Raw genomic sequence first — 13156 nt, 5'->3', positions numbered from 1 at the left:
TACGTCCAATCCATTCATTCGAACGCCTGCGGGAACAGCTGTTGGAACGTCTCCGCCCCGGCGCTCGACAGTTTGAACACTTTCCCGGTCTTCACGTCCTTCACATAGACATCGACTTTTTTCGACCGTTGCTGATAACTGACTTCGAACTGTTGACCGAGATTCCCACGCCACAGCGTCAAATACTTATAGTCTTTCGTCTCACCACTCTTCGTCGACGGGCGCGCGGTCTCGATGGCTTCGACCAACTGGTCATAAGCTTTGCCGCTCACGTTTACAGCATCAGGGTAAGGGAGCGGGACTTCCCGGTGATACGGATACTGATGGAGGTAAGCGACCGCTATCTCGTCTTGATCTGCAGAAACGGTCAAGAGAGGGCTCGTTCGATAGCGCATCGACACGGTTTTTGTTACGTTTTGTCCGTCCACGTCAATCGTGACGTCATATAGCGGATAGGCTGTCATCGGTTCCATCGTGCCACCGTTATGGATTCGACGGAAGGTTAAACTGTCAGCCCCGTTGAGCAAATCGGCATCTTGTAAAATGGAGGAGGAATAGCGAGCCTTGTCTCCACCATAAGACTGGAGCAGATGAGGCATGTTCGTGGCCTTATCTCGTCCTAATGCGATAAACACATCGGACGGTCTAAGGTTCGGCAAAAAGTGGAAAGATGGGGTAAAGTAGCCCCCTTCTTCAATCCCAATCTCGACCGTGCCACTAAATCCAGGCGAAATCCTCATAAGTGTGACCGGATACGGTTCGATGTCTTGTTCATTGTCATAGAAGGCGTCCGGCTTATGTAACGCAGCCCGTTCATTTTCGGTCGCGATATAGACGGTCGGAAGAGCAGACATTTCAGTTCCGACCTCGTCTTTCAAGTAGGCAGGTCTTTCTGCAAGCTCGACGGCCCGATACCCTTCCATCCCGTCCATCCGGTCTGATTTACAGAGCGCATAGATTGTATCCCCCTCGACATAGGTCACTTCATTAAAACTATATCCATAATAGTCATCATTCATAAGCGGGGCCCGGGTCGCATACGCCATTCCAAGCACGGAAAACGTCTCTCCATTCAGTTCGGACAGGGGTTCACCGTCTTCACATTGGTTCAATATGGCTTCGGCATCCACTACAGGCTCCTGACTGTTCATCGTAACCCGCTCGGCCTGCCAATGTTCCTCGATATGACCATAACGGACGACGTCAATATCTTCCGAGCAGCCTGCCGTCAACCACAACAGTGACAATGTCATTAGCGTTCGTTTCTTCATGTTCAAGCCACTCATTTCTTCTTCAAATCCGGGAAATAGGACAAGAACGTCTCGGCCCCTTCGCTCGTCAGTTTGTACGTCTCCTCAGTCACTCGGTCGGTCACGTAAACGTCCAGCTTCTTCGAGCGCTGTTTATATGACACCTCGAACTCTTGGCCTTTGAGCCCGTCGACAATCGTGAGATAAGGATAGTCCCCTTGATCACCCGTGCGCTTCGTCGGCTCAGCAGAGTCAATCGCTTGAATGAGGTCTGCCATCTCGTTACCGGCCGCACGCATCACGGACGGATACGTCAAAATCGATTCGTTGCTGAACGGTTTCTCGTGTAGGTAAATCAGTGGATCGTTCACAGTCGGCATATACTGCTCTTCCGGATTGTCTTTGAGCGCCTTTTGTTCAGAAATAGTTAACAGTTCAGAGGCACGATATGTAATGGTCGCGATTTCGGTCACCGCTTTCCCGTCACGGGTATAATTGAACTCATACAATGGATAGGATTTGTCGGGTAATAGTTCCGAACGAAGTGGCAGTCGTTTGACTGTCAACTCTTCATACGACTGTTCTCCTTTTACCGGGTCGATAATTTCATCTAGCGGACTCATTGTGAAATAGAGGTCCGCGAGCATCAATAAAACATAGGGTTTCTTTTCATCGGGATGATATCCGATTGCGATTTTTACCTCATCTATGTGTGCCATCATCGGGTCGAACATAAGCACTGGGAAAGCGAGTTGTCGATCTCCAATGGTCAATTCCACCTCGCCGTGGAAGGCCGGTATGAACGTGACGATGGTATCAGGAAAAGGTTCGACAGCATTATTCGGCTCCAATAATCCATCCGTATCGAGGAATTCTGCTTGAGTAGTTTCGTCGGCAGGTTCGATGAAAGGGTTTCGTTGAATTCGCTTCCCGTTCTGTGTATCAACGAATGGGGGGAATGACTCAATGACCTCGGCTTGAAAGCGTTCCGAGAGCATATCGCGACAAAGTGCATAATGCTCATCGCCTTTGATGTACGTCACCGATTTATATGCATATTCATCTCCCGTATCGGTCATCTGATGGCGATTCGCGATGACAGTATCGTAAACCGTCAAGTCTCCCTTCAATTCAGTCGTCAATTCCCCGGTACAGGCCTGTAACGTCTCATCGACCGATTCGAGTGCTTCCGGTTGCTCTAAGGAATACTTGTTAACGGTCCAATGCGCATCGACATACGACAAGTTCACGACGTCTGGCTTTTCCCCACCGCAACTGGCCAATAAGCCCAAGGATAATACGAGTGCACTGGCTAACTTTTTCAAATCATCCGCCCCTTAAAATCTATTTGTACCAATTTTACCATTATATGACTTTAAGGAGGAACAAGAAAAACCCGTCCACTCTGATGGACGGGTTCGCTCATTTAATTATACGGCTTGATCAATCGCACGCGTCAGTCGCGTCTCGACGTCGTGGGCGATCGATTGAAGCGACTCATCCTCGATCAGCTCGATCAGTTTCGTCGGCTTCGGCATCCCGACATGGGTCGACCCATCTTTCGTGAAGACAGCGAGCTTACAAGGCAGGAAATAGCCGCCTTCCCGATGTGCCGTGATGACTTTCTTCGCTTCTTTCGGATTACATATTTCAAGGATGCGATAGTCCCCGTCGATCGCTTGGCCTTTTTCTTCGAGCGTCTCGCTCAAATCAAAGTCCCAGAGCACTCCGAACTTTTCTTCCTTGAGCGTCGCTTTCAGCTTCTCGACGACCGCTTCGACCGTCTGGTCCGTCTTGACCGTGTAATCAAACATGTAAATCTCTCCTCGGTTATGGTCTCTTTCGTCATGTACCCGAACTGAGGATCAACAAATCGTGAAAAAAGTATATGTGATTTGAAACATATTCGACGTCCATTACGTATGTATGAGAGAAAATAAAGAAGTCCATACTTACGTAAAGGAGAAGTGGTTGCCGTGACGGTCACCGTATTCACACATACAAGCTGCAGTTCTTCCCGTAAGACGATTGATTGGTTACGCGAACAGAACATCCCATTCATCGAGAAAAAATTGACCGATCAAGGGATGTCGTTCACCGAGTTCAAAGACATGCTCCGCCTCACCGAGAACGGGACGACCGACCTGTTGTCCGTCCAAAAGAGCGTGTACAAACAAGCGGCGGACCAACTTGACGAGATGTCGCTCCGTGAGCTGTACAGCTTTGTGGCGTCGCACCCCCAGATCTTGAAGAGTCCGATCGTCGTCGACGACAATCGGATTCAAATCGGGTTCAGCGAGAAAGAGATTCGTACGTTCATCCCGCGCCATGACCGAATCGCCGAATTGAAACGATTGCTCGACAACAAGTAAGAGCCCTGCCGAAGCAGAGCTCTTTTCTTATGCCTTCTTGAGTCGGGCCGCCAAGCGGTTACCGAACGATTGAATGGATTGGACGAGCAGGATCAAGACGAAGATGGTCACGTACATGACCTCCGGCTCGAACCGGAGATGCCCGTATTGATAAGCGATATCGCCGAGTCCGCCTGCCCCGACGAGTCCTGCCATCGCGGTCGCCCCGATCAAACCGATCGTCGCAATCGTCAGACCGAGCACGATCGATGAGCGGGCCTCCCGGATCAACACGTACCAGATGATTTTCCGGGTCGAGATGCCCATCGCCTCGTACGCCTCGACGACCCCACGGTCGACCTCGAGTAGCGCCGACTCCATGAGCCGCGCGATATACGGTGCCGTGAACACGATGAGCGGCAACAGGACGCCTTGGACACCGATCGTCGTCCCCATGATGAAGCGGGTGAACGGGAGGATGAAGAACAAGAGGATGATGAACGGGATCGAACGGACGACGTTGATGACGCTCGACAAGATGCCGTAGAAATAACGGTTGGCGAGCCGCCCGTTCGGTCGCGTCAAGACGAGGAGCGTCCCGAGCGGCAATCCGATCAACGTCGAGATGACGAGCGCGATGCCGGTCATCGTGAGCGTCTGGATCGTCCCCGTCCAAATCAAGTCACCCCAATTTTCCCAAAACTGAAGCATGGTTCGTCACCTCCTTCACTTTCACACCGCTCGCCTCTAAGAAGCGGACGGCTTGATCGGTCTGGGCCTTATCGCCGTCCAAATGGACGAGCAAATTGCCGACGAGACCGCCTTTTAGCTTTTTGATGCCGCCCCCGATGATATTCGGGAGCAAGCCGAACCGTTTCGTCAACTGGGCGAGCACGGCCTGTTCACTCTGATGACCGATGAACGACAAGTTGACGAGCATCCCGTGCGTGCTCAACTCAACGACGACCTCTTTCGGGACATCGAGGTTCGTCTTCAAGAACTTGCGTGTCGTCGCATGCTGCGGGTCCGAGAACACGTCGAGCACGTCCCCTTTTTCGATGATCCGGCCGGCCTCGATGACCGCGACCCGGTCACAGATGCGCTCGATGACTTCCATCTCGTGGGTGATCAAGAAAATCGTCAGCCCGAGCTCGCGGTTGATGTCGAGCAAGAGGTCGAGGATCGACTCGGTCGTCTCCGGGTCGAGCGCGCTCGTCGCCTCGTCGCTAAGCAGGATGTCCGGCTCGTGCGCGAGGGCCCGGGCGATGGCGACACGTTGCTTCTGTCCGCCCGAGAGTTGCTCGGGATAATGTTTTCGATGGTCCGTCAAGCCGACGATGTCGAGGTATTTGTCGACGCGAGCGCGGATCGTTGCCTTGTCGAGACCTTCAAGCCGGAGCGGGATGGCGACGTTCTCTTCGACGGTCGCCGTCTTGAGCAGGTTGTAATGTTGGAAGATCATTCCGATTCGATGGCGGAGTTTTGAGAGCCCACGTTTGTCGAGCTTCGTGATGTCCTGTCCTTCGATCTCGACCTGGCCCGACGTCGGGCGTTCGAGCAGGTTGATCATGCGGATGAGCGTGCTCTTGCCGGCCCCGCTTCGACCGATGATGCCGAAGATTTCGCCTTTCTCGATCGTGAGCGAGACGTCATCGAGTGCGGTGACGGCACCTTTGTTCACCGTGAACGTCTTCGTGATTCCTTTAAGTGCAATCATAGGCTCTCCTTAAAACGCCGGGACGATTGAGCCGTTGAACGTCTCTTCGATGAACGTCCGTACCTCGTCCGAGTGATAGTACGATTTGAGTGTCTCGACGACTTCGTCATCCTTGTTATCGGTGCGGACGACGACGTAGTTCGGATACGGGTTGTCGACCGTGTCTTCGTGGAACAAGGCGTCCTCATTGATCGACAGGCCGGCACCCATCGCGAAGTTCGTGTTGATGGCAGCGAGTGCGACTTCCGGGAGCTGGGTCGGGAGCTGCGACGCCTCGAGTTCGATGAATTCAAGGTTGAGCGGGTTCTCGGCGATATCACGTTTCGTCGCCTTGTCCGTCAATCCTTCCTTCAGCGTGATTAGTCCCGCTGTCTCATACAGACGGAGCGCGCGTAGCTCGTTCGCCGGGTCGTTCGGGACGGCGACCTTGTCACCTTCTTTCAAGTCCTCGATGTCGGTCAATTTCTCTGAGTAGAGACCCATCGGGAAAGCGACGGTCTTGAACACGTCGTCGATTTTATAGCCTTTATCGGACTTTTGCAGTTCTAGGAATGAGAGCGTCTGATAACTGTTCACGTCGAGGCTACCCTCGGCGAGCGCCGTGTTCGGCGTATTATAGTCATTGAACACTTTGATATCGAGTTCGAGGCCGTCTTCGGCCGCGAGTTCTTTCACTTTCTCGGCGATCTGTTGGTGCGGCCCGCCCGTGACGCCGATCGTGAGCGACTCCGTGCTGAGCGCCTCGCTCGCGTCCGATTGTCCGCATGCCGAGAGCGAGATGGCGGCGAGTAGTGACGTTCCTGCAAGTACTGTTTTCTGTTTGATGTTCATTTGTTTTCCTCCTCCAAAATGAAAGCCCGCTACTCATTCAGAGTGGCGGGCACGACAAGTCAAAGTCGGACACGCTCATCTCCCAGACGATATCGTCTGTTGGAATTAGCACCATGATCATTACGATCTGGTTGCCGGGTTTCACAGGGCCAGTCCCTCCACCACTCTTGATAAGCAATCGGTCTATTAAATTGTTATCATCTTACTTTTAATTCTTTTAATTGTAAATAGAAAATTGTAAATTTTCAAAAATTATTTTCAAAAAGTCTTTATCGAGTGGTTCCGGCAACTGTTGCAGTTCGGTTTCCGTCATGACGGAGTCGACCAGTACCGGGATGTCGCCCGACCCGACCCCGAGCGCCTCGAGCGTCGTCGGTGCACCGAACCGTTTCAACCAGGCCTCCAAATACGGAGCATCGGCCGAGCGAAGCAACCGCTCCTGGACGATTAGGCCGAAGCCGACCTTGTCTCCATGCAAGAAAGAGTGGGTCGACTCGAAGCGGCTGAGCGCATTATGGACCGCATGGCCCACGGCGACGCGTGTCCCGGCGTCACCAAATCCACCGACGGCGCCACCGATGGCGAGCACGTGATCGACCGCGAAGCGGACGTCGTCACTATACGACTCAAAAGCGTGCTCGCTCAATTCAAGTTCGACGAGACGCCCGCACTGCTCGGCCAAGACGAGTCCGGTGTTGACGCCGGCGTCAGCTGAGCTGTCACCACTCAAATAACGGGCCTCGTAAAACTTCGCGACCGTGTCGATGACACCGGCCCGAAAGTATTCATATGGTGAGCGTGAGATGACCCGTGAGTCAACGATGACCCGTTCGATGACGACGCGGAACATGTCGTAGCGGTCGTAGCTCCCGTCCTCCTGATAGACGACGCTGAGCGGTGTGAACGCCGCACAGTTCGAGGCGAGCGTTGGGACGACGATGAGCGGGACGTTCCGTTGATAGGCGACGAGTTTGGCCGTATCGACGAGCTTGCCGCCTCCGACGGCGATTAACACGTCGGCGTCCAACGGTTTGAGCCGTTTGACTTCCGAGTCCGTGCACTCCCCGCTGAACCTTGTTGCCGGATAGTCCGCGATGGCCGGAAAGATGGCTCGGACGACGTCATACCCGTTCTGACCGTGCAGGACGTGGGCACGTCGGCCGTCGACTAAGTCATCAAGACGGTCGAGCGCGTCATTGGCGTGGTCATATTCAAGGACGGCCTGACGAATCATGCGCGCACCTCCTCATAGGCGGCAAACAACCGCTCGATTCGTTCGACGGCCTCGTCAATCTTCGGTTCCGGTGAGACGAGACCGAAGCGGACGTATCCGTTCCCTTCCGAACCGAAGAAATAGCCCGGGGTGACGGCGACACCGGCTTCATGCAGCAGTTTCCGCGAGAACGACTTGGCATCACCCTCAGGCACTTTTGCCCAGACGAAGAACGAGCCTTCCGGCGGTTCGACGGCCCAGCCGGCCCGGTTCAACCCGTCGATCAGGCGATCGCGTCGCGCCTCATAGAGTCGGGCCAAATCGTCCCGGATGGAGCGTGGGGCCTCGAGCGCAGCGACAGCCGCCGCCTGGATGGCCGAGAACACGCTGACGTGGACGTGGTCCTGATACGTGTTGATTGCCTCGATGATGTCCGCGTTCCCGACGGCGAAGGCGACGCGCCAACCGGACATGTTGAACGCTTTCGACATCGTATATACCTCGATGCCGACTTCTTTCGCCCCATCCGCCTGCAGAAAGCTAGGCGGGACGTGGCCATCGAATCCGATGCTGCCGTATGCGAAATCGTGGACGACCATCAAGTCCCGCTCCCGGGCGAAACGGACGGTATCGTCAAAGAAAGCGGGTGAGGCGACGGCTCCGGTCGGATTGCTCGGGTAGTTCAAATACATGAGTTTTGCATCTTGCGTATCGAGCGTCTCATAGTCCGGCAAGAAGCCGTTCTCTTCCCGGAGGACGAGGTCACGGACGACGGCACCGGCGAGGCGTGCCCCCGAGATGTAATCAGGATAGCCGGGATTCGGTAGCAAGATCCCGTCGCCAGGTTCGAGTACGCATTGCGGCAACGTGATGAGACCAGATTTTGAGCCGATGAGAATCGCTACTTCTGTCTCGGGATCAAGTTCGACTCCATACTCATTCAAATAGAACGTCGCCACTGCTTGCTTCAGGCGGGCCTGACCGCGGAACGGACCGTATTGATGGGTCGAGGCGTCGAGGAGCGCCGTCTGAAGCGCGTCACAGATTGGCTCAGGCGTAGGCAGGTCAGGCGTCCCTTGTCCGAGTCGGATGATGTCGCGGCCGGCCTGTTCGAGTTCGGCCACCTCGTCCGCGAGTCCGACGAAATGTTGAGGTGGTAACGTTTTAAGTAGATGTGAGCGTCTGTCAGTCATGAATAGTCCTCCTATGCAAAAAACACCCCTTTCCGCGGAAAGGGGTGTCGAGATACGGACGTATTCAAACAACCACCTTTCCATCTCTCAAGGTCACCTTGCTGGAATTAGCACAGTATTGAATCAATCTGTTGCTGAAGCTTCATCGGGCCAGTCCCTCCGCTTCTCTTGATAGAAAGTGTTTTTATATGCGATTTGTCTTTTTGTAATATGTCACTTAGTTAACCAAACGTTACCAATCTTGTCAATCCTTTTTCGAAAATAGGTGTGCCTATTGAATCCCGATAAAAAAACGTTCATAGTGAAAGTGAACGTTATTCTACAAAATTTAAAACATGAGGGGATGGACCTTTGGAATTAAACCGTCAATTGATTTGGAAGTTGAGCGTGATCGGCCTGATCCTGCTCGTCCTATGGAAAGTCATCAGTGAACCGGACACGATTTCTAGTGTGTTGCACTACACGTTCCAGTTGCTGACGCCGATTATCATGGGAATTGCCATCGCGCTGCTCCTGAATACCGTCCTGTCCTATATAGAAGAACGGTTTCAATTAAAACGCTATCAAGGTTTGCTGATCGTTTACATCGTCTTCATCGGGATTCTTGTCATCTCTGCGGTGACGCTGTTCCCACGCATTTATTCGAGCCTCGCCTCACTCATCGAAGAGCTCCCGTTCTACATCCGACAGATTGACGGGTTCCTCGCCCAGTTGAACACGTACTTGAAAGAGTACAACGCGACGATCGCCCAAGCTATCGATTTCAGCCGCTTCGAGGAGCGCTACTCGGGCTGGGTCGAGACCGCCGTCTTGTCGTCGGTCAGCTACGTGTCGAGCTTCACGATGACGCTCATCAATTTCTTGATTGGGATCGTCATCTCGATTTATCTGTTAAAAGACAAAGAGATTTTTGCCCGCATGTTCAAGCGGCTGTTGTATGCGATGTTCCCGGTCGCGGCAGCCAAGACGACGATCGACATCTTTCAAGAGATGGATTACATCTTCAAACGCTATATCATCGGGAAGTCGCTCGACTGCCTCATCATCGGGGTGTTGGCCGTCGCCGGTCTGTTGATTATCGGGGCACCTTACGCGCTTCTACTCGGCGTCATCGTCGGTGTCTTGAACTTCATCCCGTACGTCGGACCGCTGCTCGGGATGATTCCAGCGTTTATCATCACCTACTTCTATGACCCGTTCACGGCGCTCATCGTCCTCTTGTTCATCTTCTTGTTGCAACAATTCGACGGACTTTGGCTCGGCCCGAAGATTCTCGGCGACAGCGTCGGCATCACCCCGTTTTGGGTCATCACCTCGATCATCATCGGAGGTAGCCTGTTCGGTCTCGTCGGGATGTTCATCAGTGTCCCGGTCACGGCGATGATTCAAGTCGTGTTCTCTCGGTTGATCGACTACCGGCTCAGCCGAAAGAATTTGAACGAATTATTATGACACATTGACGATTTATGTTGACACATTTCACGGAAATATCATAATCTTGAAGAGAAGACAGTCCAATGCAGAAAGGAGAGGTACCGATGTCAGTCATTCAACGCTCGCACGTCCAAGTTCATATTGACCGGCAGGCGCCTCTCCGTGATTTGAATCCGTGATGTCGCCTGCCTTCCGAGGCATGCCTAAGATCGTAGGGACGCGTATGCCTTTGAGCATGCTGCGTCCCTTTTCTTATTCTATCAACTAAAGCAGGTGACCTTAATGATTCAATCACTCAAACAGCTCGACCGTAACATTTGGATCCGCTTCCTCGGAGAGACGATCACCGGTGTCATGATGTTCATGATCGCACCGTTCCTCGTCCTCTACTATAGCGACAAGCTCGACAGTTATATCCAGGTCGGGGTCATCATGGCGACCGGACCGATCATGGCGCTCATCGGATCGGTCGTCGGTGGACGGCTCGCAGACCTGTATGGCCGCAAACCGATCATGATGGCTGCCATTCTCGGCGACGCCCTCGCCCTTGTCGGTTTCGCCTTCGCCGAAACGTTTTGGCCGCTCCTTCTCTTGAACGCCATGCTCGGTTTGACGAACTCATTGTTCCACCCGGCCGCAAGCGCGATGGTAGCCGATGTGACCGAGCCCGAACAGATGAACGAGGCGTTCGGGCTGTTGCGGATGGGGCACAATATCGGGGCTGCATTCGGCCCGCTCCTCGGGAGTGCCGTCCTCTTTATCGACCGGCAGTATATCTTCTACTCGGCCGCTCTCGTCTTCGTCTTGTACGCACTCGTCCTCGGTCGCTTCATCCGGGAGTCACTCCCAGAGACGACCGATGTCGACACGCCGTCGAACCGGGATGTCCTGCGCGTGTTCTACAATGACAAGGTGTTCCTCGTGTTCATCTTTGCCGGTGTCTTCATCTCGATGGGCTTCTCGCTCATCGAGAGCATGCTGCCCCTCTTCTTGAGAGAGTCGATGCCATCGTACACCGATCGTGAGAACCCGTTCGCCTATATGCTCGCCTTGAACGGCATCATGGTCGTGTTGTTCCAGTTTCCGATCGCTTCGAAACTCGGCCGCAAGTCGTTCGGCAACGTCATGCTCGCCGGGGCGACCATCTTCGGGGTCGGCATGATTCTGATCGCCGTCATGCCGCGTCTCCTCTATTCACTCGGGACACCGTACCTCGTTCTCGTCAGCGTCTTGCTCGCGGTGTACGCCTTCTATACGCTCGGCGAGATGATCATGTCCCCGGTCCAACAGACGTTCATCGCCTTGATCGCTCCGGAGAATATGCGCGGTGCCTACAACGGGGCCGCCAGCATCCAATGGTTGATCGGCGGGGTGACCGCACCGATCATGGCAAGCCTGTTCTTCGACCAACGCGCCGGACATATCGCGTTGATCCTCGTCGGGGCGGCCAGTTGCGTGTCGGGACTCATCTATTGGCAACTTGGACGCCGCGTCAGCGCAGCCGAAGCGAAACAAAAGACAGCTTGACTTATAAAACCACACTGAACCTAGTCGTTTAGTGTGGTTTTTTATTTCGTTCGAATATCATTAAATTTTGAATTTTTCATTCGTTTATTCTTTACAAACATAATGATTCTTTTTTATGATGATACGGTTAAGGAGGGATCTTTCATGGAAAGGATCGATAAACAGAAAATTGTGGACAGCGTGCCACAAAAAGGTTTTTTCGGACAGCCTAAAGGCTTGTTCACACTATTCTTCACTGAGTTTTGGGAACGGTTCTCGTATTACGGGATGCGCGCCATCCTCGTGTTCTACATGTACTACGAGGTATCTGAGGGCGGTCTCGGTCTCGACCAGAATGTCGCCTTGTCAATCATGTCGGTATACGGCGCACTCGTCTACATGTCGGGGGTCATTGGGGGATGGCTCGCCGACCGTGTCTTCGGGACGTCTCGGGCCGTCTTCTTTGGCGGCGTGTTCATCATGCTCGGGCATATCGTCTTGTCGATTCCAGGCAGCCTGACGTTCTTGTTCATTTCGATGGCACTGATTGTCATCGGTACGGGCTTGTTGAAACCGAACGTTTCAAGCATCGTCGGTGACCTGTATCACGAGACGGACCGTCGTCGTGACGCCGGGTTCAGCATCTTCTATATGGGGATCAACCTCGGTGCCTTCATTTCACCTTTGATTGTCGGTGGAGTCCAAAAGAGCTACGGCTTCCATTGGGGCTTCGCACTCGCCGCGGTCGGGATGTTCATCGGTCTCGTCGTCTTCCTCGTCACGAAGAAAGGCAACCTCGGTCTTGCCGGTTCATATGTGCCGAACCCGTTGACGCCGTCTGAGAAGAGAAACGCGATCAAGTATACGACGATCGCGGTCATCCTCATCGGTGGCCTGTTGGCCGTGCTCATCCCGCAAGGTTTGTTCACGATCAACACGTTCATCGGCCTCGTCGGTGTGTTCGGGATCGCCATTCCGACGATTTACTTCATTATCATGTATCGCAGTCCGAAAACGACGGAAGTCGAACGGTCACGGATCATCGCCTACATCCCGCTCTTCATCGCCTCGGTCATGTTCTGGGCGATTCAAGAGCAAGGGGCGACGATTTTGGCCAGCTATGCCGATAAGCGGACCGATCTTGAATTTTTAGGGATCACGCTCTCACCGGCCTGGTTCCAGTCGCTCAACCCGCTGTTCATCATCATGCTCGCACCGGTCTTCGCATGGCTTTGGGTCCGACTCGGTGACCGTGCGCCGAGCATCCCGACGAAATTCGCGTTCGGGATCTTGTTCGCAGGGTTAAGTTTCTTGGTGATCTTGCTCCCGGCCTATTTCGGAGGCCCGGACACGCTCGTCAACCCGCTCTGGCTCGTCCTTAGCTACTTCATCGTCGTGCTCGGTGAGCTCAGCCTGTCGCCGGTCGGTCTGTCGGCGACGACGAAACTCGCCCCGGCCGCTTTCTCGGCCCAGACGATGTCGCTCTGGTTCTTGTCGAACGCTGCGGCGCAAGGGATCAACGCTCAACTCGTCCGTTTCTATTCACCGGAGAACGAGATGCTTTACTTCGGGATTATCGGTGGCGCGGCCATCGTCCTCAGTCTGATCCTGTTCGCACTCGCCCCGGTCATCAAAAAGTATATGCGTGGCATTCATTAATC

The 13156-nt window shown here is 53.7% G+C and carries 12 protein-coding genes and 2 riboswitches; of the genes, 4 read left to right on the top strand and 8 right to left on the bottom strand.

The annotated features are described in order from the left end of the window. Window positions 1-14: 14 nt before the first annotated feature. The 3 genes from FED52_RS07035 to FED52_RS07025 form a co-directional block, all read right to left on the bottom strand. Window positions 15-1271 (bottom strand): hypothetical protein, encoded by a 1257-nt coding sequence (locus FED52_RS07035; protein WP_138859410.1) that lies wholly within the window; start codon window positions 1269-1271, stop codon window positions 15-17. Between the two features lie 11 nt (window positions 1272-1282). Continuing rightward, complete coding sequence (locus FED52_RS07030; protein ID WP_138859409.1) at window positions 1283-2575, bottom strand: hypothetical protein; 1293 nt, start codon at window positions 2573-2575, stop codon at window positions 1283-1285. Window positions 2576-2680: 105 nt separating this feature from the next. Further along, the gene (locus FED52_RS07025) at window positions 2681-3064 is read right to left on the bottom strand and encodes a DUF302 domain-containing protein (RefSeq protein WP_138859408.1); all 384 of its coding nucleotides are present in this window, start codon (window positions 3062-3064) and stop codon (window positions 2681-2683) included. 162 nt (window positions 3065-3226) lie between these two features. Here FED52_RS07025 and FED52_RS07020 point away from each other — a divergent pair, with 162 nt between their 5' ends. Beyond that, a complete protein-coding gene (locus tag FED52_RS07020) occupies window positions 3227-3622 on the top strand; it encodes a Spx/MgsR family RNA polymerase-binding regulatory protein (RefSeq protein ID WP_021067479.1) in 396 nt (131 codons plus the stop codon). A gap of 27 nt (window positions 3623-3649) precedes the next feature. Here FED52_RS07020 and FED52_RS07015 read toward each other — a convergent pair whose 3' ends face one another. The 5 genes from FED52_RS07015 to FED52_RS06995 form a co-directional block, all read right to left on the bottom strand. Next, on the bottom strand, window positions 3650-4312 hold the full coding sequence (locus tag FED52_RS07015) for a methionine ABC transporter permease (RefSeq protein ID WP_034777647.1): 663 nt from the start codon (window positions 4310-4312) through the stop codon (window positions 3650-3652). After that, the gene (locus FED52_RS07010) at window positions 4284-5318 is read right to left on the bottom strand and encodes a methionine ABC transporter ATP-binding protein (RefSeq protein ID WP_138859407.1); all 1035 of its coding nucleotides are present in this window, start codon (window positions 5316-5318) and stop codon (window positions 4284-4286) included. The genes FED52_RS07015 and FED52_RS07010 overlap by 29 nt, the downstream gene beginning before the upstream one ends. A gap of 9 nt (window positions 5319-5327) precedes the next feature. Next, complete coding sequence (locus tag FED52_RS07005; protein ID WP_138859406.1) at window positions 5328-6149, bottom strand: MetQ/NlpA family ABC transporter substrate-binding protein; 822 nt, start codon at window positions 6147-6149, stop codon at window positions 5328-5330. Window positions 6150-6221: 72 nt separating this feature from the next. After that, window positions 6222-6326: riboswitch (SAM riboswitch) on the bottom strand. A 40-nt stretch (window positions 6327-6366) separates the two neighbouring features. Continuing rightward, window positions 6367-7383 (bottom strand): iron-containing alcohol dehydrogenase family protein, encoded by a 1017-nt coding sequence (locus FED52_RS07000; RefSeq protein WP_138859405.1) that lies wholly within the window; start codon window positions 7381-7383, stop codon window positions 6367-6369. Then, on the bottom strand, window positions 7380-8555 hold the full coding sequence (locus tag FED52_RS06995; RefSeq protein ID WP_138859404.1) for an aminotransferase class I/II-fold pyridoxal phosphate-dependent enzyme: 1176 nt from the start codon (window positions 8553-8555) through the stop codon (window positions 7380-7382). Before FED52_RS06995 ends, FED52_RS07000 begins: the two co-directional genes overlap by 4 nt. Window positions 8556-8632: 77 nt before the next feature. Continuing rightward, window positions 8633-8733, bottom strand: a riboswitch (SAM riboswitch). A 173-nt stretch (window positions 8734-8906) separates the two neighbouring features. On the opposite strand from FED52_RS06995, the gene FED52_RS06990 reads away from it, so the two are divergent. The 3 genes from FED52_RS06990 to FED52_RS06980 all read left to right on the top strand — a co-directional run bounded on the left by FED52_RS06990 (window position 8907) and on the right by FED52_RS06980 (window position 13154). After that, a complete protein-coding gene (locus tag FED52_RS06990) occupies window positions 8907-10007 on the top strand; it encodes an AI-2E family transporter (RefSeq protein WP_138859403.1) in 1101 nt (366 codons plus the stop codon). 264 nt (window positions 10008-10271) lie between these two features. Continuing rightward, window positions 10272-11516, top strand: coding sequence for an MDR family MFS transporter (locus FED52_RS06985; RefSeq protein WP_138859402.1), 1245 nt, complete (start codon window positions 10272-10274; stop codon window positions 11514-11516). Window positions 11517-11660: 144 nt separating this feature from the next. Continuing rightward, entirely contained in the window at window positions 11661-13154 is a 1494-nt protein-coding gene (locus tag FED52_RS06980; RefSeq protein WP_138859401.1) for a peptide MFS transporter, read from the top strand. Window positions 13155-13156 lie beyond the last annotated feature (2 nt).

Origin of the sequence: Exiguobacterium mexicanum (assembly GCF_005960665.1) — a bacterium.
In the GTDB taxonomy this organism is placed as follows: domain Bacteria; phylum Bacillota; class Bacilli; order Exiguobacteriales; family Exiguobacteriaceae; genus Exiguobacterium; species Exiguobacterium mexicanum_A.
The sequence above is the reverse complement of the archived record's forward strand: the minus strand, read 5'-3'. Positions and strand labels throughout refer to the sequence as shown.

What these genes read in the sequence shown, in the direction of transcription:
- FED52_RS07010 (WP_138859407.1), bottom strand. Translation starts at nt 5,318, where the DNA reads ATGATTGCACTTAAAGGAATCACGAAGACGTTCACGGTGAACAAAGGT.
- FED52_RS06995 (WP_138859404.1), bottom strand. Translation starts at nt 8,555, where the DNA reads ATGACTGACAGACGCTCACATCTACTTAAAACGTTACCACCTCAACAT.
- FED52_RS06980 (WP_138859401.1), top strand. Translation starts at nt 11,661, where the DNA reads ATGGAAAGGATCGATAAACAGAAAATTGTGGACAGCGTGCCACAAAAA.
- FED52_RS07000 (WP_138859405.1), bottom strand. Translation starts at nt 7,383, where the DNA reads ATGATTCGTCAGGCCGTCCTTGAATATGACCACGCCAATGACGCGCTC.
- FED52_RS06985 (WP_138859402.1), top strand. Translation starts at nt 10,272, where the DNA reads ATGATTCAATCACTCAAACAGCTCGACCGTAACATTTGGATCCGCTTC.
- FED52_RS07025 (WP_138859408.1), bottom strand. Translation starts at nt 3,064, where the DNA reads ATGTTTGATTACACGGTCAAGACGGACCAGACGGTCGAAGCGGTCGTC.
- FED52_RS07015 (WP_034777647.1), bottom strand. Translation starts at nt 4,312, where the DNA reads ATGCTTCAGTTTTGGGAAAATTGGGGTGACTTGATTTGGACGGGGACG.
- FED52_RS07035 (WP_138859410.1), bottom strand. Translation starts at nt 1,271, where the DNA reads ATGAAGAAACGAACGCTAATGACATTGTCACTGTTGTGGTTGACGGCA.
- FED52_RS07005 (WP_138859406.1), bottom strand. Translation starts at nt 6,149, where the DNA reads ATGAACATCAAACAGAAAACAGTACTTGCAGGAACGTCACTACTCGCC.